Consider the following 26,541-nt stretch of genomic DNA (forward strand, 5'->3'; position numbering starts at 1 on the left):
CGGCTTCACTGGGGCGGCGGGCCGGGCGGCCCGCGGCGCGGCCGCTCTTCGCCGGAATTGCCGGGGCCGGAACCGCGGGGGCCGGGGCCGCCCTGGCGCGTCCGGGCGGTGGCGGGTGCGGCCGCCGGAGCGGCGGGCCGTTCGCCCGGCAACGCGACCTGCATGCCCTCGCGCAGCCGGTCGGAGCCATCGGTCACGACGAGATCGCCCGGTTGCAGGCCGTCGAGAACCTGCACCAGATCGGCGGTGGAAAAGCCGGTGGCGACGGGACGGATGGCGACGGTGCGGTTCTCGCGGTCGATGAGCCAGGTGTAGGTGCCGGGCCTGCCGGTCAGTCGCGCGGTGGCGGGAATGACGACGGCATCGCGCACCGTGTCGACGCGCAGTTCGACATTGACGAACTGGTTGGGAAACAGCGCTTCGTCCGCGTTGTCGAAGACGGCGCGCAGGCGCACCGTGCCGGTGGTCGTGTCGATCTGGTTGTCGATGGTCGACAGCCGGCCTTCCGCGAGCTTGCCGGTGCGATTGCGGTCGTAGAGCGCGACGGGCAGCGCCTCGCCGCCGGCGAGGCGGCGGTTGATCGCCGGCGCCTGATCCTCGGGCACGCTGAACAGCACCGAGATCGGCCTCATCTGGGTGATGGTGACGAGGCCGCCGGCGTCGCCGGTCTGGGCGTAGTTGCCCTCGTCGATCTGGCGCAGGCCGGCGCGGCCGGCGATCGGCGCGGTGGTGCGCGTGTATTCCAGATTGAGTTCGGCCGTGCGCACGGCGGCGGCGCTCGCCTTGACGGTCGCCTCAAGCTGGCGGACGGTGGCCTGCTGCGCGTCGAGCTGCTGGCGCGCGATGGCGTTCTGGCGCGCCAGCGCCTGATAGCGCGCGAGATCGGTCCTCGCGTTCGCCAGTTCCGCCTCGTCGCGCGCGAGCTGGCTTCTCGCCTGATCGAGCGCGATCTGGTAGGGGCGCGCGTCGACCTCGGCGAGCAGGTCACCCTTCTCCACCTGTTGCCCTTCCGTGAAGGCGACGCGGGTGATCTGACCCGCGACCCGCGTGCGGGCGACGACGGTGGCGAGCGGCGTGACCGTGCCAAGCGCTTGCACGGTAACGGGAATATCGGACCGGGCGACGGCCGCCGCGCCTACCGGCATGGCGGCGGGCTGGCCGGAGCGCGGGCCGAAGGGGGCGCCCGCGGTGCGCGCGTCCTCGGCTGGCCGCAGGAAGAAGACGATCGCGCCTGTCGCGGCGGCGAGCAGCAGCAGCCAGACGATGCGCACGAGCCACGGCCGTCGCCGGCCGTCGCCGCGTGCGTCGGCGGCAAGGTGCGCGGCATGCCGCGCATCGGCCTCCTGCTGCTGCGGCCCTGCGGGTGACAGCATTCCTCGCTCTCCCAATCGCTTCCGTCCGGCCGGGACCGCTTGTCCCGCGCAAGAGCTATGGCCTCGGGCCGCTTGTTCGATCAAGGCTTTTCCGGTTTCGGCAAGATTAAGATTTGCTCATCTTGCCGCGAGATGCGGCCGCAAGCGGGGCAGAAATGGGGCTTGGCAATGCGATGCGTGGGCTGCTAGTGTGACGGTAACGAGTAATACCGGGATGATCCGGCGCCGCGCGGCACTGGCTGACCGCGCCGGAGGCATTCCGACAGGAACAGGGCCGTGACGGTCAACGATGAAGCTGTGGGCAGCTATAACAGGGCCACGGCCGAGCTGACTGATGGGTATCAGCGGCATGGCGCGGGGATGCAGAGCGCGGCGATCAACGGCGCGGCGGTGCTGATGGAGCCGGCCGGCGCGGGTGCTGGCATGGCCCGCGCAACCCGTGCTCGCACGCCCCTGTGGCAGAAGGAAAGCGAGCGCGGCGCCCGCACCTATGCCGCGCTCGATCTCGGCACGAACAATTGCCGCCTGCTGGTGGCGGAGCCCACCTACGACAGTTTCCGCGTGATCGACGCCTTTTCGCGAATCGTGCGTCTGGGCGAGGGTCTCACCAACGTGAACCGGCTGGGTGAGGACGCCATTTCCCGCGCCATCGACGCGCTGAAGGTGTGCCGCGCCAAGATGGACGCCCGCCGCGTGGGGCGCGCGCGCCTCATCGCCACCGAGGCGTGCCGGGCCGCCGCCAACGGGCAGGATTTCATCGACCGCGTCGAGAGCGAGACGGGGCTCGCGCTGGAGATCGTGAACCGCGAGACCGAAGCGCTGCTCGCCGTCAGCGGTTGCACGGGGCTGGCCGATCCCGAGGCCGAGAGCGTTCTTGTGTTCGACATCGGCGGCGGCTCGACGGAACTCGTCTGGACCAGCGTCCGCCGGCGATGGGGCCGCGGTCGCGCCGAAGCGGCGCATGGGCGGGACCGACAGCCTCACGCGGGCGCGGGCGCTTCTCCGCGTCGCGACGACGCCCGCGGCAAGCATGCCGGCGGCCACGGCGTGCGGGCGTGGGAATCTCTGCCGCTCGGCGTCGTCTCGCTGGCGGAGCGTTTCGGCGGCGTCGACGTCACGCCGGCCGCCTTCGCGGCGATGGTCGGCGAGGTGGAGCGCCACCTGGCCCCGTTCGCCTGGCGCGCGCGCGATGCCTCGCGCATGAAGGGGTTTCACCTGCTCGGCACCTCCGGCACCGTCACCACCATCGCAGGCGTTTATCTCGACCTGCCGCGCTATGACCGGCGGCAGGTCGACGGTCTGTGGATGAACGACCGCGACGTGAGCAAGGTCATCGCCAGCCTGCTGAACTGCTCCTACGAGGAGCGGATCGCCAATCCGTGTATCGGGAACGACCGGGCGGATCTCGTGCTGGCGGGGTGCGCCATTCTGGAGGCTATCCGCCGCGCTTTCCCCAGCCGCCGTCTGCGCATCGCCGACAGGGGGTTGCGCGAGGGCATTCTCCTCAACATGATGCGCGAGGACAACGTGTGGAACAGGAGGCCGCGGGCGTGAGCGCAGGCAGCGGGAAGGGCGGCGGCAAGAGCGGCGGCAAGAGTGAAGGTGCCCGGGCGCTGAAGGTGCGCGTGAAGACCGCGGCCAAGCGCTCCCTCGCCTCCGCGCGCTGGCTGGAGCGCCAGTTGAACGATCCTTATGTGGCGCGGGCCAGGCGCGAGGGCTATCGTTCGCGCGCGGCGTTCAAGCTGCTGGAGATCGACGAGAAATACAAGCTGCTCAAGTCTGGCCAGCGCGTCGTCGATCTCGGCGCCGCACCCGGCGGCTGGTCGCAGGTGGCGGCGCAGAAGGTGGGCGTGGGCGCCGGCAAGGGCCGCGTCGTCGGCATCGACCTGCTGGAGATCGAGCCGCTGCCGGGCGTGGACTTCATCCAGCTCGACTTTCTCGCGCCCGAAGCGCCGGAACGGCTGATCGCGCTGCTCGGCGGGCCGGCGGACATCGTGCTGTCCGACATGGCGGCGAACGCGACCGGCCACAAGAAGACGGATCACCTGAAGATCATGGGGCTGGCCGAAACAGCGCTCGATTTCGCGCGCCAGGTGCTGTCGCCCGGCGGCGTGTTTCTCGCCAAGGTGTTGCAGGGCGGCACGGAAAACGCGCTGCTTGCCGATCTCAAACGCGATTTCGCCGTGGTGCGCCACGTCAAGCCGGCGGCGAGCCGCAGCGATTCGGCCGAGCTTTATGTACTCGCGACCGGCTATCGCGGCGCGGCGGCGACACCCATCACGCCCGACGACGGGGCATGATCGGGCGCGCACAATAATCGAAGAAGATGGCTTGACCGATCGTTGCGTCCGGGCTAGTTTTTCAGCAACTTTAAGGAAGGCACGGGCATCATGCACACGAACCTTATCGTATCGGGGGCGCCATCGACGGAGCAGGGATGACCTGCTGGTCCGGTTGATGGCGCACAAGGGTCCTTCGGGGCCCTTTTTTGTTGCCTGAAACGGATCGCCACCGAACAGAAGCCGACAAGCAAAGACGGAGTGTTGAGGCGATGAGTGAGACGATTACCGGCGCGGAGATGGTGATACGCGCTTTGCAGGACCAGGGCGTCGAGCATATTTTCGGCTATCCCGGCGGCGCCGTTCTCCCGATTTACGACGCATTGTTTCAGCAGGACAAGGTTCGTCACATTCTCGTGCGCCACGAGCAGGCCGCGGTGCATGCGGCGGAGGGCTATGCGCGCGCGTCCGGCAAGGTCGGCTGCGTGCTCGTCACCTCCGGCCCCGGCGCGACGAACGCCGTCACCGGCCTCACCGACGCCATGATGGATTCGATCCCGCTCGTCGTCATCACCGGGCAGGTGCCGACCTACCTCATCGGCTCCGACGCCTTTCAGGAGGCGGATACGGTGGGCATCACCCGCCATTGCACCAAGCACAATTATCTGGTGAAGGACGTGGCCGACCTGCCGCGCATCCTGCACGAGGCGTTCTATGTGGCCAGCCACGGCCGGCCCGGCCCGGTGGTGGTCGACATCCCGAAGAACATCCAGTTCGACAGCGGCGCCTACGCGCGGCTCGCCGACAACCAGCACAAGACCTATCGGCCGAAGGTGCAGGGCGACCCCGTGCGCATCAATGCCGCCGTGGAATTGATGACGCGCGCGCGCCGGCCGGTCTTCTATACAGGCGGCGGCGTGATCAATGCCGGGCCGGAGGCTTCGGCGCTGCTGCGGGAGCTGGCGCGCCTCACCGGCTTTCCCGTGACGTCGACACTGATGGGGCTCGGCGCCTTCCCGGCCTCCAGCCCGCAGTTCCTCGGCATGCTGGGCATGCACGGCACCTACGAGGCCAATCTCGCCATGCACGACGCCGATCTCATCGTCGCCGTCGGCGCGCGCTTCGACGACCGCATCACCGGCCGGCTGGACGCCTTCGCCCCGCATGCGCGCAAGATCCACATCGATATCGACCCGTCGTCCATCAACAAGACGGTGAAGGCCGATATCGGCATCGTCGGCGATTGCGCCCACGTGCTGCGCGACATGGTGCGCGTGTGGAAGGAAACCGCCCCCGCCATCGACCGCGAGCGCTACGCGCCCTGGTGGGCGGACATCGCCCGCTGGCGCGCGCGCAACTGCCTCGCCTATCGCAAGGACGGCAAGTTCATCAAGCCGCAATACGCGCTGGAGCGGCTCGAAGCGCTCACCGAGGGCCGCGACCGCTACATCAGCACGGAAGTGGGCCAGCATCAGATGTGGGCGGCGCAGTTCCTGCATTTCGAGGAGCCCAACCGCTGGCTGACCTCGGGCGGGCTCGGCACGATGGGTTATGGCCTGCCCGCCGCCATCGGCGCGCAGATCGCCCACCCGCAGGCGCTCGTCATCGATGTGGCGGGCGAGGCATCCATCCAGATGAACATCCAGGAAATGTCGACGGCGCTGCAATACCGGCTGCCGGTGAAGATCTTCATCCTGAACAACGAATATATGGGCATGGTGCGCCAGTGGCAGGAACTGCTGCATGGCGGGCGCTACTCGGAAAGCTATTCCGACGCGCTGCCCGATTTCGTGAAGCTCGCCGAAGCTTACGGCGCCACCGGCATCCGCTGCGACAGGGCGGACGATCTCGACGCCGCCATCGTGCGCATGATCGACACGCCCGGCGCGGTGATCTTCGACTGTATCGTGGACCCGGCCGAAAACTGCTTCCCGATGATTCCCTCGGGCAAGGCGCACAACGAAATCCTGCTGGGTGACGCCGCCGCCGATATCGGCTCGGTCATCGACGACAAGGGCAGGGCGCTGGTGTAACCGCCATGAAACATTTTTCGCCTTCAGAGCGCTTTCCGACCGGACGAGTTCGTCCGGTCGACGGGAATTCGCTCATCCTGAGGAATCGCGGAACATTGTCCGATTTCGTGAAATCGGAGAGTGCTCCAGCGCCGCAACCTTCCACCGGAATCCTTCCCATGTCATCGATCTATTCCGACGCGCCGCCGCCCACGCCCGAGACCCGTCACACGCTCGCGATCATCGTCGACAACGAGCCCGGCGTGCTCGCGCGCATCGCCGGCCTGTTCTCGGGACGCGGCTACAACATCGAAAGCCTCACCGTCTCCGAAACGCAGCACGAGGCGCACCTGTCGCGCATCACCATCGTCACGGCGGGCACGCATGCGGTGATCCAGCAGATCAAGGCGCAGTTGTCGCGCCTCGTGCCGGTGCACAGGGTCACCGACCTGACGGTGGAAGGCGCGGCGGTGGAGCGCGAACTGGTGCTGTTGAAGGTCGCGGGGCAGGGCGACGAGCGCGTCGAAGCGCTGCGGCTGGCGCAGGCGTTCGGCGCCAGAACGGCCGACGCCACGCTGACCTCGTTCGTCTTCGAGCTGACCGGCACCTCGGAAGAGGTGGAACGGTTCATCAGCGTGATGGCCGACTGCGGTCTGGTCGAGGTGTCGCGCACCGGCATCGCGGCGTTGAGCCGGGGCGCGGAACCGCTTTAGAGCGGCATGCACTCAAGTGAAATCGTCATGCCGCTCCAAATTCCATGTTTTACCGCAACTTGCGTTCAAATCGATCAATCGGCTTGAACGCAAACCGCTCTAGCCGGAAAAACCGCCGTCGTCGAGATAAGCCTGTTCCTCGGGCGTCGTCTCGCGCCCCAGGGCCGGGTTGCGGTGGGGGAAGCGGCCGAAGCGGGCGATGGCGTCGCGATGGATGCGGGCGTACTCCAACCCTTCCGCGTTGCCGAGCGCTTCGTAGAGCGCGACGCAGCGGTCCTGGTCGGCGAGGTCTTCGGAATGCATGAAGGGCAAATAGAAGAAACCGCGCAGTTCGGCCGGCACCTGCCGGTCGTATCCGGCCTGGAGCGACCGGCGGGCGACCGCGCGCGCCAGCGGGTCCGCGGCGAAGGCGCGCGCCGTGCCGCGGAATATCTGGCGGGGAAACTGGTCGAGCACGATGGCGAGCGCCAGCGCGCCGTCCGCCGTCGCCTCCCACGGATGGGGACGGTCGAGGATGTGCTCGTTTTCCGCCAGCGTCTCGTAAAGGGTGAGGAAGCGCTCGCGCACCGCCTCGTCGAACGCGTCGTCGCGCGCGAACCACAGGGAAGGGCCGGCCTCGCGCCAGAATGCGAGCACCGTCCCGATGGCTTCCGTCATGGCATTTCCTCCGTGAAACAACAATGCTACGGCATCCTACATCATCCGCATCGCGCTTTCATGGCGCATCAAACCGGACAACGGGTGCCGTTTTCGGGAGACATTTGATGCACAAGCAAACGGCCGGAGCAAATTGCCCCGGCGCGCGGCGGAAATCCGCTTGACCATGCCGCCCTTCGCTCATTATCAGCGGGGCGGGAAGGAAAGTAACCGTGCGTGGCGCTTTTGCCACAACGATATTGCCAGGGAAAGGGCATCTTATGCGTGTTTATTACGATCGTGACGCCGACATCAATCTCATCAAGGGGAAGAAGGTCGCGATCATCGGCTATGGCAGCCAGGGCCACGCCCACGCGCTCAACCTGCGCGACTCCGGTGTGAAGGAACTCGCCGTCGGCCTGCGCGCCGGGTCCGCCAGCGCGAAGAAGGCCGAGGCCGAGGGCCTCAAGGTGCTCACCCCCACCGAGGCGGCGAAGTGGGCCGATGTCGTCATGCTGCTGACGCCGGATGAGTTGCAGGCCGATATCTACAATGAGAGCCTGCGCGACAACCTCAAGGAAGGCGCGGCGCTCGTCTTCGCGCACGGCCTCAACGTGCATTTCAACCTGATCGAGCCGCGCAAGGATCTCGACGTGCTGATGGTGGCGCCCAAGGGGCCGGGCCACACGGTGCGCTCCGAGTACCTGCGCGGCGGCGGCGTGCCGACGCTGATCGCCATCGCGCAGGACGCGACCGGCAACGCCCACGACATCGCGCTGTCCTACGCCTCCGCGAACGGCGGCGGCCGTGCGGGCGTCATCGAGACGACCTTCAAGGAAGAGTGCGAGACTGACCTCTTCGGCGAGCAGGTGGTGCTGTGCGGCGGCATCGTCGAGCTGATCCGCGCCGGCTTCGAGACGCTGGTGGAAGCCGGCTACGCGCCCGAGATGGCCTATTTCGAGTGCCTGCACGAGACCAAGCTCATCGTGGACCTGATCTACGAGGGCGGCATCGCCAACATGAACTATTCGATCTCCAACACGGCGGAATACGGCGAATACGTCACCGGCCCGCGCATCATCACGAAGGAGACGAAGGCGGAGATGAAGCGGGTGCTGGAGGATATCCAGTCCGGCAAGTTCACGCGCGACTGGATGCTGGAGAACAAGGTCAACCAGACTTCGTTCAAGGCCACCCGCGCCCGCAACAACGCCCACCAGATCGAGGAAGTGGGCGCCAAGCTGCGCGCCATGATGCCGTGGATTCAGGAAAAGGCGCTGGTCGACAAGACGAAGAACTGACGGATCGCGCGGGCGCATCGCGCCCGCGCGTCTCTCGGCAAAAGCGGATACCACTTTTTGTCGACTAAAGCGTTTTCAAGCAAAGCGGATACCGCTTTGCGTTAAGAAAACGCGTCAATTCAATAAGATAGAGCATTTCTGCGTTTCAACGAAACGCCGAAATGCTCTAAGACGCGCGGGCGCAGGCATTTTTGTTTAAGATTTATTTATTTCATCTTCGAGTTTTTTAGTTGAGCTTTGCTTGCCGAACAACCTCCGGGCTTCCTCGATTTCGTTCGCGTCTATCGCCTTCGAGACGTCGGCAAAAATCGCCTTCGCGAAAGCATTTTGCTCGAAGAAGTCAGGATTGTCATCATATGCGGCAAACAGGGCTTCCTTCCACTCCGGCCTTTGCTCCACCTGCGCGAGGACGTCGCTCACCACCCATTTCTGAACGGCGTCTGTGTAGCCTTCAGCTTTGCATTTTTCCGCCATATGCTTCAATGCGCTTATGACACCTTCAGTGGTCAACGTGTCATTGCCGGAATATGCTTTTATCGTCACTGTCGCATTGTCGAGAGTCTGACCAGCCCAACCCGCCGGCGGTGCGCGCAGAAGTTCGGCTGCTTTCTCGCGGTAGTCCGCAGGATCAATTTTCGCCAAGTCCTTATTGACCTTCTCAAAGTCGTACTTGTCCGAGACTTCCTTCGCGAAGACGTTCTCGTCGAAGTAAGACTTGCCGTCGAAATCGTGGGGGCTGTCCCGGTGCGCCTCAAGCAGGGCCGTCTTCCATTCCGGTTGTTCCTCTATACGCGCGAGAAAGGCGTCCATCATCTTCCGCTGAGATGCGGGCGTCGCCGTCTGGTTCTGGTATTCCCGTGACAGGACCCGCAGCGCATTCATGGCGTAGTTGGAGTCCAGCTTTCCTTGAGCGGAGGGGAGTTCCCTCAGGGCCTCTGCCCTGCTCATGAGCGACCCGACGCGTTCTTCGGGGCTCGTCGTGCCCAGCTTCGGGCTGATCGGCAGCATTTCCACGTCCCGGTCGGCCAATGCCTTGCCGGGTTTGTTCCCGAAGCCGGGAATGATGGAAAATGCCTTGCCCAAGCTCTCGTACAGCTTGGCGACACGTCCCGATGCCGGAGGCAGCCCGTCCGAAGAGGAATTCGCGGGTACCGTGCCGGAAGCAGCTTCAGCGTGCCATCCAAAGAACTTCAAAAAAGAACTGGTTATATTCATCTCAATGACCTCAATTATAGCAAAGACCGACCCCGCGCTACGCATTTGCAAGTTACATCATGTAACAGGCGGCCGTGTGGCACGAAAAAGCATATCAATGTATATAATAATTATGTGCTGTCCCGGAAAGTGTCAGCTATAGGAAAGCACGGAAGAATACTATCAAAATACATAAAGATAGCAAGACATATTTTGCCGTATTTTCTGTCGCGCCTGAATCCCTTCCCAGATCGCCTGCCGATATGAAGTTGCGTCGGAATCGTCTCTGAAGCCATTATGATGTTTGTTTCAGTATCGAGTGACTGACAGATGTCGTTCCCGCATCCATGTGCGCATTTTTACTTGTGTCCTGCGATTGAAAGCATTGGACTTCGCGACGCGTGATATGATCCCGGTTTCGACGGCGCTCAGGCCGGCGCGGCGGCGGGATGGCCGTCGCTGTCGTTCAAATGCCGTTCTATCTTGCGCGCGGCGTTCTGGAGCGTCGCGAGGTGTTGCCGTTTCGCCTGCTCGATGGATATCGCCTGTTTCAGCATGACGATGTTGATGCAGCCGGCCACCTTCCGGCCGCGCAGCACGGGTACCGCGAGGGCGACGAACTTCTGTTCGGTCTCCCATTCGCCGAGGTTGCTCGCATATCCGGCCGCGCGGCATTTTTCCAGCATGGTCACGAGCGCGCGCCTCCCGCCCGTCGATTCCGGCAGCCCGCCGAACGTTTCCTCCAGCCTGTCGAGCAGGTCCTCGCGCTCCGCGTCCGGGCAGAACGCGAGATAGGCCCGGCCCGCCGCCGTGGTCAGAAGCGGCAGGCAACGCCGCACCATGGCCCTGTGGAACGACAGCGGGCTGAAGCGATGCGTGGTCTCCCTGATCCGCATGGTCAGCCCGTCCAGCGTCGTCAGGTCCGATGGCCACACGACCTTTTGCAGCAGTTCCCCGAGAACGGGCGAAGCCACCTGCGAAATCCATTCGTCGTCGGTGAAGCCCTCGGACAGCGCCCGGACCTCCAGAGTGAGGCGATAGCTGTCGTCGGAGGGCGAGCGGCGCACCAGCCCCTCCGCCTGCAAGGTTTCCAGCAGGCGGCGCACCGTCGTCCGGTGCAGCCCGGTGGCTTCGCTGAGTTCGCGAATGGAGGCCCAGTTGCCCTCCGCGCGGTTGAGCGCGCGCAGGATGGCGAGCCCGCGGCTCAACCCCTGCACGTGTTTGTAGGCGCCCGTGTTCTGCCCGGTCATGGCGGCGGCGTTCCTTGCGCGGAAAGGTCGGTGCACCTGGTGCACACAATGCAAGCAGCGTTTGTGCGGTCAACCGTTGATCGCTACGGTTGCGGCCAATCAATAACGCACGTCCGACGGCGTGCCGACAACGAAATTACAGGGAGTTTTCAGCATGAAGCACCCCGCTCGCCCCAGCCGTTGACGACCGGCCGGCCATCGGGCGCCCATGGCCGCGGGAGACAGGTTCCCGGCCGTGCGCGCCGCCGGTCGGCCCGATCGACGCCGACCTCTTCCGGCCGCTTCGGATGGCCGGAGAAGACGCCCTTTGCTTGAATAACGGATTGAGCCATGTCCAGCGAGAGCCCGCTCCCGGAAACGCCCGTGGTCAGTAAAACCGCCGCATCGGCAGGCAACGGCGCGCCTCCTTCCGGCGCCGTCCTGAAAACGCAAGTCGCGATCGTGGGGGCCGGGCCCGTGGGCCTGACCATCGCCAATTTTCTCGGCATCTACGGCGTGAACGCCATCGTGCTCGAGCAGCTTCCGAAGCTGATCGACTATCCGCGCGCCATCGGGCTCGACGACGAGGCCCTGCGTACCATGCAGGCCATCGGCGTGGCCGACAGGATCGAGCCTCATACGACGCCGTTTCACTGGATGCGCTTTCTGACTGCCTCCGGGCGGTGCTGGGCGTCGATCGAGCCGCGCACCGACGAATTCGGCTGGTCGCGCCGCAACGCCTTCATCCAGCCGCAGGCGGATCGCATCCTGTTCGAGAGCCTGGGGCGCTTTCCCCATGTGCGCACGCTGTTCGGGGCGGCCTTCTCGCATCTTTCCCAGAACGACGACACGGTGACGCTCGCGGTGAACGGCCCGGAAGGCCCGTTCACGATCGAGGCCGACTACGTTGTGGGCGCCGACGGCGGCCGCAGCCCCGTGCGCGAGGCGCTCGGCGTGACGTTCGACGGCGAGACGGCCCCGAACCAGTGGATCGTCATCGATGTCGAGAACGATCCGGTCGGCACGCCGAACATCTATCTGGGCTGCGATCCGCAGCGGCCCTACGTATCGGCGGCGTTGCCGCACGGGGTGCGCCGTTTCGAGTTCATGGTGATGCCCGGCGAGACGGAGGAGCATTTCAGCCGCCCGGACGTCATGCAGGCGCTGCTCTCCAAGGTCGTGGACAAGCCGGAGGAAGTGAAGCTCATCCGCCAGCGCATCTACAACCACAACGCCCGGCTGGCGAGCCGCTTCCGGGTGGGGCGCGTGCTGCTGGCGGGGGATGCCGCCCACATCATGCCGGTGTGGCAGGGGCAGGGCTACAACAGCGGCATGCGCGACGCCGCCAATCTGGGCTGGAAGCTCGCCCTCGTCGCGGGCGGCAAGCTCGGCCCCGCGCTGCTGGATACCTATGAGGCGGAAAGGCGCACGCATGCCAGGGCCATGATCGATCTTTCGGTCACGGTCGGCAAGGTCTTCAACCCGCCCTATCCGTGGCTCGGCACGCTGCGCGACGCCGTGACCAGGGTGCTGAACCATTTTCCCGCCGTGCAGCGCTATTTCCTCGAAATGCGCTTCAAGCCGATGCCGAAGTTCGACGCGGGCGCGGTGGTGCCCTCCGTCGCCCGCGGCAACAGCCCGGTCGGCAAGCTCTTCATCCAGCCCCGCGTCAGGACGGCCGCCGGCGATGTCCGGCGCCTGGACGACGTCATCGGGCCGAACTTCGCCATCGTCGCGTGGAGCACGAATCCGCGCCAGTACATGACGGAAGATCAGGCGGCGATATGGGAATCGTTGGGCGCGGTGTTCGTCAGCGTGAAGCCGGACGTGCAACTCGGCGCGCGTCCCGACGAGGCGCTCGGTTTCAGGACGGACCCGTTCCAGGGCGTCGTGCAGGTCGGCGATACGCAGGGACGCCTGAAGGAATGGTTCGGCGCATGGCCGGAGTCGGTCGTGTTCCTGCGGCCCGACCGCGTGGTCGCGGCCACGGCCACCCCGCAACGGGTGACGGAAGTGTCGCGCGCGCTGGTCAGGGTGCTGGCGTTTACGGAAACTTCCGACGAGTGGCAGGCGAGGCGGAAGGTCGCCTGACGCGCCCGCCGCCGATGCAGATGGAAGAATGGTCATGGCTTCACGGGAACTGATCGAAACCCTTGCCGGGGAATTGCGGCAGGCCGAGGCGAGCGGCACGCCGATCGCGCCGCTGCGCTCGCGCATCCCCGACGATGACGGCGTTACCGCCTACGCCGTCCAGCAGGCCAATGTCGATTACTGGGTGAGCAGGGGCAGGCGTGTCGTGGGCCGGAAAATCGGCCTGACCGCCAGGGCCGTGCAGCGCCAGCTCGGCGTCGACCAGCCGGATTTCGGCGTCATCTACGCCGACACGGTTTTTGGCGACGATGAGGAAATTCCGTGGTCGCTGCTGTTGCAGCCCAAGGCGGAAGCGGAAATCGCGCTTGTGCTGGCGCGCGATCTGCCCGCTCCCGACACGACCGTCGTCGATCTCGTGCGCGCGGTGGAATTCGTGCTGCCGGCCGTCGAGGTCGTCGGCAGCCGCATCGCGAACTGGGACATCCGTTTCAATGACACGGTGGCGGACAACGCCTCCTCCTCGGCCGTGGTGCTCGGCGCCGTGCCGGTGCCGCTCGCGGGGCTCGACCTGAAGCTGCTTCCGATGACGATGACGCGCGGGGAAGCCGTCGTTTCCTCGGGCACGGGCGCAGCCTGCCTCGGCCATCCGCTCAACGCCGCCGTCTGGCTCGCCCGCCGCATGGCCCTGCTGGGAACGCCGCTCAAGGCCGGCGATCTCGTGCTCACGGGCGCGCTCGGCCCCATGGCGCAGGTCGGCCCCGGCGACCGGTTCGAGGCCACGATCGGCGGGCTCGGCGTTGTCCGCGCCCTTTTCGGCCGGCCGGCCGCCACGGAAACCGCAAGCGCCTGAGCATCGGGCGCACCAACAAAAACGGAGGAAACACCCAATGAATCGCAAATGCATGTTGCGCCGCCACCTGCTTTCGCTGCCGGCGCTCGCCGTCGCGGCGGCGCTCGGCATGACCGCAGCGGCGCAGGCGGCCGGCGATACGGTCAAGATCGGCCTGCTGCTGCCGATGTCCGGCACCTTCACGGAATACGGGCGGCAGATGGAAAACGGCATCCGCCTGTTCCTCAAGCAGCACGGCGATACAGTGGCGGGCAAGAAGATCGAGCTCGTCATCAAGGACGACGGCGGCATCGCGCCGGAGAAGGCCAAGAAGGCGGCGCAGGAGCTTCTGGTGCGCGACAAGGTGGACGTGCTGGCGGGCTTCGCCTTCACCGCCTCGGCGCTGGCCGTCGCGCCACTCGCCAAGTCGTCGGGCACGCCGATGGTGGTGACGAACGCCTCGTCGTCCGGCATCACGGCGGCCCATCCCTACATGGTGCGTGTCGGGCAGACCCTGCCGCAGATCACCGAACCCGCCGGCCGCTTCGCGGCGGAATCAGGCCGCAAGCGCGTCTACGTGCTCGTCGCCGACGTCACCGCCGGCCATGACGCCGAAAAGGCGTTCGTGCGCGGGTTGACCGCCGGCGGCGGCGAGGTGATCGGCAGCGTGCGCGTGCCGGCCCAGAATCCCGATTTCGCCCCTTTCATCCAGCGCATCAAGGACGCGAAGCCCGATGCCGTGTTCACCTGGCTGCCGCCGGGCGAGGCGACGATCGGCTTCATCAAGGGCTTCAACCAGCGCGGCCTGGCGGCGGAAGGCGTCGAGATGCTCGGCACCGGCGACCTCACCGACGACCTGACCATCGAGGCGACCGGCGATCCGGCCATCGGCGTCATCACCACCGGCCATTACTCGATGGCGCACAAGTCGGCGCTCAACGAAACCTTCGTGAAGGAATATCTGGAAAGCTATCCGAACGACAAGCGGCCCAACTTCCTCTCGGTCTCCGCCTATGACGGCATCGCGGCGATCTACAAGGCGCTGGAAGCGACGGGCGGCGACACCGACGGCGAGAAGTTCACCGCCGCCCTTGCGGGAATCAGGTTCGAAAGCCCGCGCGGACCGCTCGAGATCGACACGGCCACCCGCGACATCGTGCAGACGATCTACGTGCGCAAGGTCGAGAAGGTCGACGACAAGCTCTTCAACGTCGAATTCCATGAGTTTCCGCAAAGCCGGGATACGGCGCAGTAACACCTGAGCCGCAGCGGAAGCCGTCCGCATCCGCTTCCGGGCGGGGCGGCTTCCTTCCCTGCCGCGTTTGCTGCTGGAAGGCGCGATGATCACCAATCTGACCGGTATTCTCTTTGACGGCATCGCCTACGGCAGCCTGCTGTTTCTCATCGGCGTGGGCCTGTCGATCACCATGGGGCTGATGAATTTCATCAACCTCGCTCACGGCGCGTTCGCCATGGCCGGCGGCTATGTCGCCGTGCTGGCGATGAACCGCGCCGGGCTGCCTTTCCTGGCGACGCTGCCGCTGGCCTTCCTCGTCACGGCGCTCGCGGGGGCGGTGGCGGAGCGGCTGCTGTTCCGCCGGCTTTACCGCGCGCCGCACCTCGACCAGATGCTGTTCACGGTCGGCTTCATCTTCTCCTCCATCGCCGCTGCGACCTATTTCTTCGGCGCCGGCCAGCAACTCGTCACCATGCCGGAGGCTCTTCAGGGGCAGGTGCGGGTGTTCGGGGTCGATCTCGGCACCTACCGGCTGTTCCTGATCCTGATCGTGGCGATCATCACGATATTGCTGCACCTGATGATCACGAAGACGCGTTTCGGGGCGCAGATACGGGCGGCGGTGGATAATCAGGACGCTTCCGCCGGGCTCGGGATCAACGTCGGTCTCGTGTTCAGCCTGTGTTTCGCGCTGGGCTCGGGGCTCGCCGGGCTCGGCGGCGCGCTCGGCGTCGAGGTGCTGGGGCTCGATCCGACCTTCCCCATGAAATACATGGTTTACTTCCTGCTCGTCGTCGTGGTCGGCGGAGCGGGCACCATCAAGGGGCCGCTCTACGCCTCGATCATTCTCGGCATCTGCGATGTCGCGGGCAAGTATTACGTGCCCGAGGCCGGCTCCTTCATCATCTACGTGCTCATGATCGTGTTGCTGCTGGCCTTTCCGGCCGGTCTCGGCGGGAGGCGGGCATGACGCGCCCCATCCCTCCCGCGCCGGCGGATATCGCGCCGCGCACCTCTTCCGTGGAAAGCCGACAGATGGAAAGCCGACAGATGGGTCATCCGGGTCATCGCCTCGCCTCCGCGCGCTTCACGCCGCTTGAAATCCTGTTCTGGCTGGCGCCGGTCGCCGCCTACTTCCTCTTTCCGGGCCATTACGCGCTCGGCGCGCTGATCATGACCTACGCGCTCGCGGTGCTGGGGCTCGATCTGGTGCTCGGTTACGCGGGTATCGTCTCGCTCGGGCACGCGGCCTTTTTCGGCATCGGCGCCTATACGGCGGGGCTGCTTGCCGTTCACGGCTGGCGGGAGCCGCTGTCCGGCCTGCTGATCGGCGGCGCCGCGGCCATGCTCGCGGGCGCGGCGGCGAGTTTTCTCGTGGTCAGGGGCAAGGATCTCACGCGCCTCATGGTCACGCTCGGTATCGGGCTCGTCGTCTACGAACTCGCCAACAAGATGAGCCATGTCACGGGAGGCACCGACGGGTTGTCGGGCATCGAGATCGCCCCGCTGTTCGGCGTGTTCGCGTTCGATTTCTACGGCATGACGGCATGGTGGTACGCCTATGCGGTTCTGCTCGTCGTCTTCGTCGCGCTGAAATTCATCGTCAACTCACCGCTCGGGCTGTCCCTGCGCGCCATCCGCGAGGGCGTCGGCCGCATGCCGGCGCTCGGCGTGGCGGTAGACGGGCGCCTGCGGGTCGCCTTCACCCTGTCGGCGGCGGTGACGGGCCTTGCCGGCGCGCTGATGGCGCAGACGACCCAGTTCGTTGGCGTCGACGCGCTGTCGGTGCCGCGCGCGGCGGAGTTTCTCGTCATGCTGGTGCTCGGCGGCACGGGCCGGCTCTACGGCGCGATCGTCGGCGCGGCGGTGTTCCTGATCGCCCACGACCTGTTGTCGGACGTGAACGCCGTCTACTGGGAGTTCTGGATGGGTATCCTGCTGATGGCGGTGGTGATGCTTGCGCGCGGCGGCATCACCGGTGGCTTTGCGGCTCTCGCCGGCCGTCTGTCGGGCGGGCGCTTCGCGAGAGAAGGCGGGGCGGCGAGAGAAGGCGGGGCGGCGAAGGAAGGCGTTGCGGCGAGGAGGGCGGCACCATGACCGGCGCTTCCGTCACGCCCGCTTCCGCCACGCCTGCCCTGGCAACACGCGGTCTGTCGCGCACCTGGGGAGCCTTCAAGGCGAACAGCGATATCGACATGGAACTGCCCGAAGGCGCGCGCCATGCGTTGATCGGCCCCAACGGCGCGGGCAAGACGACGTTCATCAACCTGCTGACCGGTGTCGTTCCGCCCACAAGCGGCGAGGTGTTTCTGGGCGGCGAGGCCATCACGCATCTGTCGCAGGAGCAGCGGGTGCGCAAGGGGCTGGCGCGCACCTTCCAGATCAACAACCTGTTTCCCGGCCTCACCGTGCTGGAGAGCGTCGTGCTCGCCATCCTGGAGCGCAAGCAACTGACCCGGCACTGGTTCCGGCCTGTCGCGCGCTATCGCGAGGAGATCGAGGAAGCCCGTTCGCTCGCCGCCGACCTGCATCTCGACGACCGGCTCGACGAGGAGGTGCGCACGCTGCCCTACGGCAAGCAGCGCCTGCTGGAGATCGTGCTGGCGCTCGCCACCCGCCCGAAAATCCTGCTGCTGGACGAACCGGCGGCCGGCATTCCGGCGGGCGAGAGCACCGAGGTGTTCAACGTCATCGCGAAACTGCCGGCCGATGTGACCATCCTGTTCATCGAGCACGACATGGACCTCGTGATGCGCTTCGCCGACCGCATCACCGTGCTCGTCGGCGGGCGCGTGCTGACCGAGGGAACGCCGCAGGCCATCACGTCCGATCCGCGTGTGCGCGAGGTCTATCTCGGGGAGGCGGATCATGGCTGAACTTCTGAAGGTGGAGGGGCTCGTCGCCGGCTATGGCCCCTCGCGGGTGCTGGACGGCATCTCGCTCACGCTCGGCGCCGGCGACAGCCTGGCGCTGCTCGGGCGCAACGGCGTCGGCAAGTCCACGCTGCTGATGACGCTGATGGGGCTGACACGCCGCCATGGCGGCGCCATCCGCTTCCAGGGCAAGGATATTTCCGGCTGGTCGCCGCACCGGCGCGCGCGGACCGGCCTCGGCTGGGTGCCGCAGGAGCGGCTGATGTTTCCCTCGCTGTCCGTGGAGGAGCATCTGACGGCGGTTTCCCGCCCCGGCGAATGGGATCTGGCCACCGTTTACCGCTTCTTTCCGCGCCTCAAGGAGCGGCGCAACAACATGGGCAACCAGTTGTCGGGCGGCGAGCAGCAGATGCTCGCCATCGGCCGCGCGCTGATGGTGAACCCGCGCCTGCTGCTGCTCGACGAGCCGATGGAGGGCCTCGCGCCCATCATCGTGCAGGAACTCAAGACCATCATCGGCGAGCTGATGCGCAGCGCCGGCCTCGCCGTGATCGTGGTGGAACAGCACGCGCGCCTTGCCCTGCAACTGACGAGCCAGGCCATCGTGCTCGACCGCGGGCGCGTCGTCCACGCCTCCGCCAGCGCCGATCTGCTCGACGATCCCGACAAGCTGCACCGGCTCGTGGCGGTGTCCTGAAACCCGCGCTGTCACGGCGCACCCGTCCTTTCGCAGAGGGAAAGCACCATGCGGAAAATCAAATGCGCGATCATCGGCTCCGGCAACATCGGCACGGATCTGATGATCAAGATCATGCGAACGTCGAAGCATCTCGAAATGGGCGCGATGGTCGGCATCGATCCGGGCTCCGACGGCCTGGCCCGCGCGGCGCGGCTCGGCGTTCCCGTCACCCATGAAGGCATCGACGGCCTGCTGAAGCTCGACGGCTACGCCGACATCGACATCGTGTTCGACGCCACGTCCGCCCGCGCCCATGTCCACAACAACGCCCTGCTGCAACAGGGCGGCAAGAAGGTGATCGACCTCACCCCCGCCGCCATCGGGCCGTTCGTCATTCCGGCGATCAACGGCGAGGCGGCGCTCGACGAGCCCAACGTCAACATGGTGACGTGCGGCGGGCAGGCCACCATTCCCATGGTGCAGGCCGTGAAGCGCGCCACGCGGCGCCTCGTCTACGGCGAGATCGTCGCGTCCATCGCCTCCAGATCCGCCGGGCCGGGCACGCGCGCGAACATCGACGAATTCACGGAGACGACCTCGAAGGCCATCGAGGTGCTGGGCGGCGCGGAACGCGGCAAGGCGATCATCATCCTCAACCCCGCCGAGCCGCCGCTGATCATGCGCGATACGGTGTTCACGCTCTCGCAGGGCGGGGACCCGGCCGCCATCGCGGATTCCATCGCGCGGAAGGTGGAAGAGGTGCGCGCCTACGTGCCCGGCTACCGGCTGAAGCAGCAGGTGCAGTTCGAGGTCATCGGCGACAACGCGCCGGTGCGCATTCCGGGCATCGGCCTCGCCTCCGGCCTCAAGACCACCATCCTGCTCGAAGTGGAAGGGGCGGCGCACTACCTGCCGGCCTATGCCGGCAACCTCGACATCATGACCTCCGCCGCCCTCGTCACCGCCGACCGCTGGGCCGCCCGCAAACTTGAGAAGGAGGCCGCATGATGGCGCGTCCCGACCCGAACAGACTCTATGTCCAGGATGTCACGCTGCGCGACGGCATGCACGCCATCCGCCACCGCTACACGCTCGATCAGGTGACGGAGATCGCCCGCGCGCTCGACCGCGCCGGCGTCGACGCCATCGAGGTGACGCACGGCGACGGTATCGCCGGCTCCACCTTCAACTACGGCTTCGGCGCGCATGACGACGCGGAATGGATCGCCGCCGCTGCCGCCGCCTGCGAGCGCGCCGTCATCACGGTGCTGCTCATTCCCGGCATCGGCACGGTGCATGACCTGCGCCACGCCGTCGAGGCGGGGGCGCGCTCCGTGCGCGTCGCCACCCATTGCACCGAGGCCGACGTGTCTCGCCAGCACATCGAGGAGGGGCGCAAGCTCGGGCTCGACACGGTGGGCTTCCTGATGATGGCGCACATGGCCCCGGTGGAAACGCTGGTGGAACAGGCGAAGCTCATGGAAAGCTACGGCGCGGAATGCGTCTATGTCACCGACAGCGCCGGCGCGCTCCTGCCCGGCGGCTATGCCGAGCGGGTGAGGGCGGTGCGCGATGCGCTGAAGCCGGAGACGGAAATCGGCGTGCATACCCACCACAACCTCACGCTCGGCGTCGCCAACGCGGCGGCGGGCATCGAGGCCGGCGCGGTGCGCGTCGACGCCTCGCTCGCGGGCATGGGCGCGGGCGCGGGCAACGCGCCGCTCGAAGCCCTGATCGCGGTGCTCGACCGCATGGGCATCGAGACCGGCGTCGACCTGTTCGCGCTGATGGACGCCGCCGACGATCTCGTGCGGCCCTTGCAGGACCGTCCGGTGCGGGTGGACCGGGAAAGCCTCGCGCTCGGCTATGCCGGCGTCTATTCGAGCTTCCTGCGCCACGCGGAAAACGCCTCCGGCGTCTACGGCGTCGACACGCGCGACATCCTCGTGGAACTCGGCCGCCGCCGCATGGTCGGCGGACAGGAAGACATGATCCTCGACGTGGCGCTCGATCTGCTGAAGCAGGCCCGCGCCGACGGTTCCGCCGCCTGAAAAGGCGCCGCCTTCAACCCGTTTCGCGATCCGAAAGGCGATTGACATGAGCACACGTCCCTACACGAGCATCTGGAACGATCTCAACCAGGTTTCCTTTTCCCAGGGCTTCATCGACGCTGGCGGATACCGGACCCGCTACCTGCGCGCGGGCGATTCGTCCAAGCCCGCCCTCGTGCTGCTGCACGGCGTGACGGGGCATGCCGAAGCCTACGTGCGCAACCTCGCCGCCCATGGCGAGCATTTCGATGTCTGGGCCATCGATCTGATCGGCCACGGCTACAGCAGCAAGCCCGCGCATCCGCTCGAAATCCCCCACTACATCGACCATGTGCTGAAGTTCCTCGACGCCATCGGCGCGGAGCGCGCGCATTTCTCCGGCGAGTCGCTGGGGGGGTGGGTGTCGGCGCGCTTCGCGCAGCTCCATCCTGAAAAGGTCGGCCGCATCGTGCTGAACACCATGGGCGGCACGATGGCGAATCCGCAGGTGATGGAACGCATCTACACCCTGTCCATCGAGGCGGCGAACGATCCGAGCTGGGAGCGCGTCAAGGCGCGTCTCGAATGGCTGATGGCCGATCCGACCATGGTCACGGACGACCTCATCCGCACGCGCCAGGCGATCTTCGAGCAGCCCGACTGGAAAATGGCCTGCGAGATGAACATGGCCTTGCAGAACCTCGACATCCGCAGGCGCAACATGCTCTCCGACGACGATCTGCGCGCCATCGCCGCGCCGGCGCTGGTCATCTGGACGACGAAGGACCCCTCCGGGCCGGTCGACGAGGGACGGCGCATCGCCTCGCTCATTCCCGGCGGCCGGCTCGCCGTCATCGAGAACGCCGGCCACTGGCCGCAGTACGAGCAGACGGACATCTTCAACCGCATCCACCTCGACTTTCTGCTGGCGAACGACTGACGCCGGCACCATCCAAAATCCAAAACACTGGAGGAACCATTCATGTCACGACTTTCCGATCGTTTCGATCCCGGACCGCAGGTCGCCCAGTGCGGCACCATCAACCTCGGCACGAAGGATATCGAAAAGTCGCTCTTCTTCTTCCGCGACACACTCGGCATGGAAGAGGTGGAGCGCCACGGCAATGTCGCCTACCTGCGCTGCTATCAGGAACTCGGCCATCATTCGCTCGTGCTGACGCAGCAGGAGGAGGCGATCGTCAACTCCTACAGCTTCCGCGTCAGGCGTCCGCAGGACGTGGAGCTGTTCTACGAAGAGCTGAAGCGGCAGGAGATCGAGGTGGTCGAGGTGCCCGCCGGTGCCGAAGCGGGCCGCGGCACGGCGATCCGCTTTCTTCTGCCCGGCGGCGGCCACCCGTTCGAGCTTTACTACGACATCGACAAGCCGCCCGCGCCCGAGGCGCTGCGTTCGCGACTGCCCTCCAACAGCTCCAGGCGGCGCGGGCTCGGCGTGCGGCGCATCGATCACTTCAATGTCCAGACCTCGCCGTCGACGATCAACCAGGCCGAGCAATGGGCGCGCGACACGCTCGGGTTCAAGCGCCGCGAATTCGCCTGTCTGCCCCATAACCCCGGCACGATCATGGCGTCGTGGATGTCGGTGACGCCGCAGATGCACGATCTCGCCATCGTCGCCAACGGCCAGGAGAAATCCGCGCAACTGCACCATGTCGCGTTCAATCTCCAGGACTTTTCCGACGCGCTCACCGCCGCCGACATCCTGCGCGACCTCGACGTTTCCTATGGCGTCGGCCCCGGCAAGCACGGTATCGGCCAGGCGATGTACCTCTACATCCACGATCCCGGTTCCGACCACCGCGTCGAACTCTATGCCGGCGGCTACCTGATCTTCGATCCCGACTGGGAGGCGATCGAGTGGAAGCCGGCCGACTTCCCGGACGGCATGACGTGGTACGGCGATCCCATCGACACCACCACCGGCAGCCGCGGCCGTCACACCACCGGCTCCGCCGGGCTGCACCGCAAGCCCGTCACGGCCTGATCGTCAATACGGAAACGCCCTGCAAACTTCCGGCTTTTCGCTGAAACGCCGGAAGTCTCCAACGCCGGAAGTCTCCGCGTTCCTGATTGCGCGCGCCTTCGTATCGAGCGGGCGGTCTATGCCACTTCGAGGCGCACCAGCCGCACACCCGCGTCGTCCGGGTCCGGGCGGGAGGTGAAGCCGAGTTGCGCGCACATGGCGAGCATCATCGTGTTCTCGCGCAGCACCTGCCCCTCGATGGCCCTGAGACCCTCGGCCTTCGCATAGTCGATGATCGAGGTCATCAGCAGCCAGCCCAGCCCCTTGCCGCGCATGTCCGTGCGGGTCATGATGCCGTATTCGCCGGCTTCGTAATTGGCGTCCGCATGCAGGCGCACGGCGCCCAGCATGTCGCCCGTCGCTTTCTCGATGGCCACGAAAGCCATCGCGCGACCGTAGTCGAGCTGCGTCAGGCGGGCGATGAACGTGTGGCTGAAGTCCTTGATCGGCGTGAAGAAGCGCAGCCGCAGATCGTCCGGCGTCACGCGCGTGAAGAACGTGCGGAACATCTCCTCGTCCTCCGGGCGCACGGGACGCAGCAGGATCGGCGTGCCGTCGGACAGCGTGGTGCGCCGCTCCAGCTCCTGCGGGTAGGGGCGGATGGCGAAGCGCGGATGGCCCGACGGCCCCTTCGCCTGCGCGACGGCCGCCACCTTCACCCGCCCGTCGACGGCAATGACGCCGGTATGATCGGCCAGCAGCGGATTGATGTCGATTTCCCGCACCTCCGGCAGATCGGCCGAGAGCTGCGCCAGCTTCACGAGCGTGAGCGCCACCGCCTGCTCGTCGGCGGCGGGCACGTCGCGATAGGCCTTCAGGCGGCGCGAGACGCGCGTGCGGGCGATGAGATCCTCGGCCAGCCGCAGATCGAGCGGCGGCAGCGCCAGCGCCTTGTCGTTGATCACCTCGACGGCGGTGCCCCCGCGGCCGAACACGATCACCGGCCCGAACACGGGATCGTCGGCAAGGCCCGCGATCAGCTCCCGCGTCTTGGGGCGGATCATCATCGGGTGGACCGTGACGCCGATGAGGCGCGCGTCGGGGCGCAGGCGCGCGGCGCGCTCCAGAATCTCGCTCGCCGCCTCGCGCACCGCCGCCGCGCTGGCGAGGTTGAGCCTTACGCCGCCGATGTCCGACTTGTGCACCACGTCCGGCGACAGGATCTTGACCGCCACCGGCAGCCCCTGCGCGAAAAAGTGTTCGGCCGCGATCACGGCCTCCTCGGCGTCGCGCGCCAGGCGCACGGGCGTGATCGGAATCTGGTAGGCGTCGAACAGCCGCCCCACCTCCAGCGGATCGAGCCACGCGCGGCCCGAGGCGAGCACGCCGGCGACGAGCGCGCGCGCGGCCTGCGTGTCCGGCTGAAAATCGGCCGGCAGGCTCGGCGGCGTCTCCATCAGCTCGTTGAGCGCCTCGCGGTAGCGCACGAGATGGGTGAAGCCGCGCACGGCCTCCGCCTCGTTGGAATAGTTGGGGATGCGCGCGGCGTCGAACATCTTGCCGACTTCCGCGCCGTCGCCGTACCATACGGTGAGCACGGGCTTTGTCGAATGGCGCTGGCGGCGATAGGCCGCCGCCGCCGTGGTGACGGCGCGGGCGACGTCGAGCGACGACGCGGGCCCCATCGGCACGTTGAGCACCAGCACGCCGTCGTTGGCGCGGTCGGCGAGCGCCTGTTCGAGCGCCGCGACGTAGCGCTCCCCGTCCGCATCGCCGCCGAGATCGATCGGATTGGTCCGCGACCAGCGGCCCGGCAGCACGGCGTCGAGCGCGGCGATGGTCGTTGGCGACAGCGGCGCGATGACGCCGCCGAAATCGATCAGCCGGTCGACCGTGAGCGCGGCGATGCCGCCGCCGTTGGTGACGATGGCAAGCCGCTTGCCGGGGAAGGGGCGCACGCGCCCCAGGGTTTCGGCGGCCGAAAACAGCTCGTCGAGGTCGATGACGCGCAGCAGCCCCGCGCGCCGGAAGGCGGCGTCGTATACGTCGTCCGGGCGGGCGAGGCCGGCCGTGTGCGTCTCGGCGGCGTGCGGATGCTGCTTGTGACGGCCGGACTTGATGACGACAACCGGCTTGGCGCGCGCCGCGAGCCGCGCCGCCGACATGAACTTGCGCGCATCCGCGACCTCCTCGACATAGAGCAGGATGGCGCGCGTGTGCCGCTCCAGCGCGAAGTAATCGAGCACGTCGCCGAAATCGACGTCGATCTGGTCGCCGATGGAGACGACGCCGGAAAAGCCGACGGCGTGCTGATGCGCCCATTCGATCACGCCCGCCGCCAGCGCGCCAGATTGCGTGATCAGGGCGAGATCGCCCGGCTGCGCCGGGCTGCCGGCGAGGCTCGCATTCAGTTTGGCGTGGGGGGCGAGGACGCCGATGCTGTTCGGCCCGATCAGCCGCAGGCTGTAGCGGCGGGCCGTCGCCTCGATCTCCGCCAGAAGCGCCTTCCCCTGCGCGTCGGCATCGAAGCCCTCGGCGACGATGATGGCGCCGCAGACGCCGCGTTCGCCCGCTTCCCGCACCCGCTCCAGCACCGCGGCGCGCCCGGAGACGATGATGACGAGATCCGGCGTGAAGGACAGGTCGGCGAGCGTCGGCGCGCTCTCGAAGCCGGGAAGGGCGTCGGGCGCCGGCCGGCCGGCGAAGCCCCGCTTGCCGGCAAATCCGCAGGTTTCCAGATTGCCGGCGATCCGGCAGATCACGCCGGCGTCGGCGTCGGGCTCCGCAACGATGGCGATCGATTGCGGGGCAAGCAGGCGTTCGAGTCGGTAGGTGCTCATCGTCGTTCCGTGGGCAAGGGCGGGCGCGGCGTCGTTCGTTTTCCATCCATGCCACGATTTGGTTGCCGATGCACCCGTTTGCCGGCAAGCTGGCGGCGGTAAACGGAGAAACCGGCAGTAAACGGAGAAGCTTCCTGCGCCACATCGCCGCCCCATTGCCGCGCATGCTGGCGTCGAAGGCCGATTTGCGTCTTGCGCTGCGTCTTGCGCAATGAAGCGGTGATCTTTTTGCGCGACGATGCACGGACCGGGTGTCCGGGCGTCGGCGTATTCCCAGAAAGGATGAACCATGACCTTTTCTCAAAAGCGTGATGCAGGCCGTGGCGGCAGGCGGGGGGCGGCGCTGGCGGCGCGGCTGGGCTGCGTTATCGCCGGCGGCGCTCTCGCCGGCGGCATGCTGCTGGGGCTCGCCGCGCAGGCGCAGACGCCCGCCGGGCGCGAGGCCCCGCGCGTCGTCACCGTCTCCGGCGAGGGCGTCGTGCAGGCCACGCCGGACATCGCCAGCGTGATCGTCGGCGTGGTGACGCAGGGCAAGACGGCCCGCGACGCGGCCGGCGAGAACACCACGGCCACCGGCGCCGTCATCGCGGCGTTCAAGGCAGCGGCCATCGAGCCGCGCGACCTGACGACCAGCGGCTTTTCCGTGCAGCCGCGCTACGTCTATCCGAAGAACGGCGGCGACGAGCCGCCGCGCATCGACGGATACGAGGTGCGCAACACTCTGACCGTGCGCGTGCGCGACCTCGCGAAGCTGGGCGAGGTTCTCGACACCGCCATCGCCACCGGCTCCAACCAGATCGGCGGCATCAGCTTCGGCGTGGCGGACGAGGCCCCGCTGCTCGACAAGGCGCGCGCCGAGGCTGTCGCGGACGCACGGCGCAAGGCGGAAATCTTCGCGCAGGCCGCGGGCGTGAAGCTCGGCAAGGTGCTGGCGATCGACGGCGGCTCCTTCGGCCGCCCGCAGCCGCGCGCCGTGCCGCTGGCCGCCCGCGCCGACGCCTTCGTGGCCAGGGCGCCGGTGCCCGTCGAGGCGGGCGAGCAGGATTTCCGCGCTTCGGTCACGGTGACGTGGGAAGTGGCGGACTGATCCACCCCTCGCGCCGGCGCAATAAATGAAAAGGAAACGGACGGCGCAGCGAAACGCATGGCCGTCATGCGCGGGTGTTGTGTTCACTCGCGCCGTTCCGTTATACGTAGAAATAATGTAAGGAATAAAGTTTCCGGTCCCGCCCGCCGGCGCGCCG

The 26,541-nt window shown here is 66.8% G+C and carries 23 protein-coding genes; 18 read left to right on the plus strand and 5 right to left on the minus strand.

What is annotated here, in order from left to right; genetic code table 11:
- Nucleotides 1-5: 5 nt before the first annotated feature.
- Nucleotides 6-1,373, minus strand: coding sequence for an MdtA/MuxA family multidrug efflux RND transporter periplasmic adaptor subunit (locus ACOYJQ_RS07145; protein ID WP_433457352.1), 1,368 nt, complete (start codon nt 1,371-1,373; stop codon nt 6-8).
- Between the two features lie 396 nt (nt 1,374-1,769).
- On the opposite strand from ACOYJQ_RS07145, the gene ACOYJQ_RS07150 reads away from it, so the two are divergent.
- The 4 genes from ACOYJQ_RS07150 to ilvN all read left to right on the plus strand — a co-directional run bounded on the left by ACOYJQ_RS07150 (nt 1,770) and on the right by ilvN (nt 6,377).
- Complete coding sequence (locus ACOYJQ_RS07150; protein ID WP_433457497.1) at nt 1,770-2,927, plus strand: Ppx/GppA phosphatase family protein; 1,158 nt, start codon at nt 1,770-1,772, stop codon at nt 2,925-2,927.
- A complete protein-coding gene (locus tag ACOYJQ_RS07155) occupies nt 2,924-3,673 on the plus strand; it encodes an RlmE family RNA methyltransferase (RefSeq protein WP_433457353.1) in 750 nt (249 codons plus the stop codon). The genes ACOYJQ_RS07150 and ACOYJQ_RS07155 overlap by 4 nt, the downstream gene beginning before the upstream one ends.
- A gap of 251 nt (nt 3,674-3,924) precedes the next feature.
- The gene (locus ACOYJQ_RS07160; protein WP_433457354.1) at nt 3,925-5,685 is read left to right on the plus strand and encodes an acetolactate synthase 3 large subunit; all 1,761 of its coding nucleotides are present in this window, start codon (nt 3,925-3,927) and stop codon (nt 5,683-5,685) included.
- A gap of 158 nt (nt 5,686-5,843) precedes the next feature.
- Nucleotides 5,844-6,377, plus strand: a complete 534-nt coding sequence (ilvN, locus tag ACOYJQ_RS07165; protein WP_433457355.1) for an acetolactate synthase small subunit — start codon at nt 5,844-5,846, stop codon at nt 6,375-6,377.
- 99 nt (nt 6,378-6,476) lie between these two features.
- Here the strand turns inward: ilvN and ACOYJQ_RS07170 are convergent, their stop codons facing one another.
- The gene (locus ACOYJQ_RS07170) at nt 6,477-7,034 is read right to left on the minus strand and encodes a DUF924 family protein (RefSeq protein WP_433457356.1); all 558 of its coding nucleotides are present in this window, start codon (nt 7,032-7,034) and stop codon (nt 6,477-6,479) included.
- 260 nt (nt 7,035-7,294) lie between these two features.
- Between ACOYJQ_RS07170 and ilvC the strand changes: the two genes are divergently transcribed.
- Nucleotides 7,295-8,314, plus strand: coding sequence for a ketol-acid reductoisomerase (ilvC, locus tag ACOYJQ_RS07175; RefSeq protein WP_433457357.1), 1,020 nt, complete (start codon nt 7,295-7,297; stop codon nt 8,312-8,314).
- A gap of 195 nt (nt 8,315-8,509) precedes the next feature.
- Here the strand turns inward: ilvC and ACOYJQ_RS07180 are convergent, their stop codons facing one another.
- The gene (locus tag ACOYJQ_RS07180; protein ID WP_433457358.1) at nt 8,510-9,529 is read right to left on the minus strand and encodes a hypothetical protein; all 1,020 of its coding nucleotides are present in this window, start codon (nt 9,527-9,529) and stop codon (nt 8,510-8,512) included.
- A gap of 407 nt (nt 9,530-9,936) precedes the next feature.
- Nucleotides 9,937-10,758 carry a DNA-binding transcriptional regulator gene (locus ACOYJQ_RS07185; RefSeq protein WP_433457359.1) on the minus strand — a complete coding sequence of 274 codons (822 nt, stop codon included), beginning with the start codon at nt 10,756-10,758 and terminating at the stop codon, nt 9,937-9,939.
- A 330-nt stretch (nt 10,759-11,088) separates the two neighbouring features.
- Here ACOYJQ_RS07185 and ACOYJQ_RS07190 point away from each other — a divergent pair, with 330 nt between their 5' ends.
- The 11 genes from ACOYJQ_RS07190 (at nt 11,089) to ACOYJQ_RS07240 (ending at nt 22,478) form a co-directional block, all read left to right on the plus strand.
- The gene (locus ACOYJQ_RS07190; protein ID WP_433457360.1) at nt 11,089-12,828 is read left to right on the plus strand and encodes a bifunctional 3-(3-hydroxy-phenyl)propionate/3-hydroxycinnamic acid hydroxylase; all 1,740 of its coding nucleotides are present in this window, start codon (nt 11,089-11,091) and stop codon (nt 12,826-12,828) included.
- 34 nt (nt 12,829-12,862) lie between these two features.
- The gene (gene mhpD, locus ACOYJQ_RS07195) at nt 12,863-13,678 is read left to right on the plus strand and encodes a 2-keto-4-pentenoate hydratase (protein WP_433457361.1); all 816 of its coding nucleotides are present in this window, start codon (nt 12,863-12,865) and stop codon (nt 13,676-13,678) included.
- A gap of 37 nt (nt 13,679-13,715) precedes the next feature.
- The gene (locus ACOYJQ_RS07200) at nt 13,716-14,912 is read left to right on the plus strand and encodes an ABC transporter substrate-binding protein (protein WP_433457362.1); all 1,197 of its coding nucleotides are present in this window, start codon (nt 13,716-13,718) and stop codon (nt 14,910-14,912) included.
- An 85-nt stretch (nt 14,913-14,997) separates the two neighbouring features.
- The gene (locus ACOYJQ_RS07205) at nt 14,998-15,864 is read left to right on the plus strand and encodes a branched-chain amino acid ABC transporter permease (RefSeq protein WP_433457363.1); all 867 of its coding nucleotides are present in this window, start codon (nt 14,998-15,000) and stop codon (nt 15,862-15,864) included.
- Nucleotides 15,861-16,991 carry a branched-chain amino acid ABC transporter permease gene (locus ACOYJQ_RS07210; RefSeq protein ID WP_433457364.1) on the plus strand — a complete coding sequence of 377 codons (1,131 nt, stop codon included), beginning with the start codon at nt 15,861-15,863 and terminating at the stop codon, nt 16,989-16,991. The genes ACOYJQ_RS07205 and ACOYJQ_RS07210 overlap by 4 nt, the downstream gene beginning before the upstream one ends.
- Nucleotides 16,988-17,770, plus strand: a complete 783-nt coding sequence (locus ACOYJQ_RS07215; RefSeq protein WP_433457365.1) for an ABC transporter ATP-binding protein — start codon at nt 16,988-16,990, stop codon at nt 17,768-17,770. The genes ACOYJQ_RS07210 and ACOYJQ_RS07215 overlap by 4 nt, the downstream gene beginning before the upstream one ends.
- Nucleotides 17,763-18,464 carry an ABC transporter ATP-binding protein gene (locus ACOYJQ_RS07220; protein WP_433457366.1) on the plus strand — a complete coding sequence of 234 codons (702 nt, stop codon included), beginning with the start codon at nt 17,763-17,765 and terminating at the stop codon, nt 18,462-18,464. Before ACOYJQ_RS07215 ends, ACOYJQ_RS07220 begins: the two co-directional genes overlap by 8 nt.
- A 48-nt stretch (nt 18,465-18,512) precedes the next feature.
- Nucleotides 18,513-19,454: an acetaldehyde dehydrogenase (acetylating) gene (locus tag ACOYJQ_RS07225; protein ID WP_433457367.1), complete on the plus strand. Its 942-nt coding sequence runs from the start codon at nt 18,513-18,515 to the stop codon at nt 19,452-19,454.
- Nucleotides 19,454-20,497 (plus strand): 4-hydroxy-2-oxovalerate aldolase, encoded by a 1,044-nt coding sequence (gene dmpG, locus ACOYJQ_RS07230; protein WP_433457498.1) that lies wholly within the window; start codon nt 19,454-19,456, stop codon nt 20,495-20,497. The genes ACOYJQ_RS07225 and dmpG overlap by 1 nt, the downstream gene beginning before the upstream one ends.
- A 46-nt stretch (nt 20,498-20,543) precedes the next feature.
- Nucleotides 20,544-21,416, plus strand: coding sequence for an alpha/beta fold hydrolase (locus tag ACOYJQ_RS07235; protein ID WP_433457368.1), 873 nt, complete (start codon nt 20,544-20,546; stop codon nt 21,414-21,416).
- A 42-nt stretch (nt 21,417-21,458) separates the two neighbouring features.
- Nucleotides 21,459-22,478, plus strand: a complete 1,020-nt coding sequence (locus ACOYJQ_RS07240; protein WP_433457369.1) for a VOC family protein — start codon at nt 21,459-21,461, stop codon at nt 22,476-22,478.
- A gap of 116 nt (nt 22,479-22,594) precedes the next feature.
- Here ACOYJQ_RS07240 and ACOYJQ_RS07245 read toward each other — a convergent pair whose 3' ends face one another.
- Nucleotides 22,595-25,297, minus strand: coding sequence for a bifunctional acetate--CoA ligase family protein/GNAT family N-acetyltransferase (locus tag ACOYJQ_RS07245; RefSeq protein ID WP_433457370.1), 2,703 nt, complete (start codon nt 25,295-25,297; stop codon nt 22,595-22,597).
- Nucleotides 25,298-25,365: 68 nt separating this feature from the next.
- Here ACOYJQ_RS07245 and ACOYJQ_RS07250 point away from each other — a divergent pair, with 68 nt between their 5' ends.
- Both ACOYJQ_RS07250 and ACOYJQ_RS07255 read left to right on the plus strand, forming a co-directional pair.
- Nucleotides 25,366-25,512 carry a hypothetical protein gene (locus ACOYJQ_RS07250; protein WP_433457371.1) on the plus strand — a complete coding sequence of 49 codons (147 nt, stop codon included), beginning with the start codon at nt 25,366-25,368 and terminating at the stop codon, nt 25,510-25,512.
- A gap of 74 nt (nt 25,513-25,586) precedes the next feature.
- Entirely contained in the window at nt 25,587-26,384 is a 798-nt protein-coding gene (locus ACOYJQ_RS07255) for an SIMPL domain-containing protein (protein ID WP_433457372.1), read from the plus strand.
- Nucleotides 26,385-26,541 lie beyond the last annotated feature (157 nt).

The organism is Pseudochelatococcus sp. (genome assembly GCF_050946405.1).
GTDB lineage: Bacteria > Pseudomonadota > Alphaproteobacteria > Rhizobiales > Beijerinckiaceae > Pseudochelatococcus.

What these genes read in the sequence shown, in the direction of transcription:
- ACOYJQ_RS07145 (WP_433457352.1), bottom strand. Translation starts at nt 1,373, where the DNA reads ATGCTGTCACCCGCAGGGCCGCAGCAGCAGGAGGCCGATGCGCGGCAT.
- ACOYJQ_RS07150 (WP_433457497.1), top strand. Translation starts at nt 1,770, where the DNA reads ATGGAGCCGGCCGGCGCGGGTGCTGGCATGGCCCGCGCAACCCGTGCT.
- ACOYJQ_RS07160 (WP_433457354.1), top strand. Translation starts at nt 3,925, where the DNA reads ATGAGTGAGACGATTACCGGCGCGGAGATGGTGATACGCGCTTTGCAG.
- ilvN (WP_433457355.1), top strand. Translation starts at nt 5,844, where the DNA reads ATGTCATCGATCTATTCCGACGCGCCGCCGCCCACGCCCGAGACCCGT.
- ACOYJQ_RS07170 (WP_433457356.1), bottom strand. Translation starts at nt 7,034, where the DNA reads ATGACGGAAGCCATCGGGACGGTGCTCGCATTCTGGCGCGAGGCCGGC.
- ilvC (WP_433457357.1), top strand. Translation starts at nt 7,295, where the DNA reads ATGCGTGTTTATTACGATCGTGACGCCGACATCAATCTCATCAAGGGG.
- ACOYJQ_RS07180 (WP_433457358.1), bottom strand. Translation starts at nt 9,529, where the DNA reads ATGAATATAACCAGTTCTTTTTTGAAGTTCTTTGGATGGCACGCTGAA.
- ACOYJQ_RS07185 (WP_433457359.1), bottom strand. Translation starts at nt 10,758, where the DNA reads ATGACCGGGCAGAACACGGGCGCCTACAAACACGTGCAGGGGTTGAGC.
- ACOYJQ_RS07190 (WP_433457360.1), top strand. Translation starts at nt 11,089, where the DNA reads ATGTCCAGCGAGAGCCCGCTCCCGGAAACGCCCGTGGTCAGTAAAACC.
- mhpD (WP_433457361.1), top strand. Translation starts at nt 12,863, where the DNA reads ATGGCTTCACGGGAACTGATCGAAACCCTTGCCGGGGAATTGCGGCAG.
- ACOYJQ_RS07200 (WP_433457362.1), top strand. Translation starts at nt 13,716, where the DNA reads ATGAATCGCAAATGCATGTTGCGCCGCCACCTGCTTTCGCTGCCGGCG.
- ACOYJQ_RS07205 (WP_433457363.1), top strand. Translation starts at nt 14,998, where the DNA reads ATGATCACCAATCTGACCGGTATTCTCTTTGACGGCATCGCCTACGGC.
- ACOYJQ_RS07210 (WP_433457364.1), top strand. Translation starts at nt 15,861, where the DNA reads ATGACGCGCCCCATCCCTCCCGCGCCGGCGGATATCGCGCCGCGCACC.
- ACOYJQ_RS07215 (WP_433457365.1), top strand. Translation starts at nt 16,988, where the DNA reads ATGACCGGCGCTTCCGTCACGCCCGCTTCCGCCACGCCTGCCCTGGCA.
- ACOYJQ_RS07220 (WP_433457366.1), top strand. Translation starts at nt 17,763, where the DNA reads ATGGCTGAACTTCTGAAGGTGGAGGGGCTCGTCGCCGGCTATGGCCCC.
- ACOYJQ_RS07225 (WP_433457367.1), top strand. Translation starts at nt 18,513, where the DNA reads ATGCGGAAAATCAAATGCGCGATCATCGGCTCCGGCAACATCGGCACG.
- dmpG (WP_433457498.1), top strand. Translation starts at nt 19,454, where the DNA reads ATGGCGCGTCCCGACCCGAACAGACTCTATGTCCAGGATGTCACGCTG.
- ACOYJQ_RS07235 (WP_433457368.1), top strand. Translation starts at nt 20,544, where the DNA reads ATGAGCACACGTCCCTACACGAGCATCTGGAACGATCTCAACCAGGTT.
- ACOYJQ_RS07240 (WP_433457369.1), top strand. Translation starts at nt 21,459, where the DNA reads ATGTCACGACTTTCCGATCGTTTCGATCCCGGACCGCAGGTCGCCCAG.
- ACOYJQ_RS07245 (WP_433457370.1), bottom strand. Translation starts at nt 25,297, where the DNA reads ATGAGCACCTACCGACTCGAACGCCTGCTTGCCCCGCAATCGATCGCC.
- ACOYJQ_RS07250 (WP_433457371.1), top strand. Translation starts at nt 25,366, where the DNA reads ATGCACCCGTTTGCCGGCAAGCTGGCGGCGGTAAACGGAGAAACCGGC.
- ACOYJQ_RS07255 (WP_433457372.1), top strand. Translation starts at nt 25,587, where the DNA reads ATGACCTTTTCTCAAAAGCGTGATGCAGGCCGTGGCGGCAGGCGGGGG.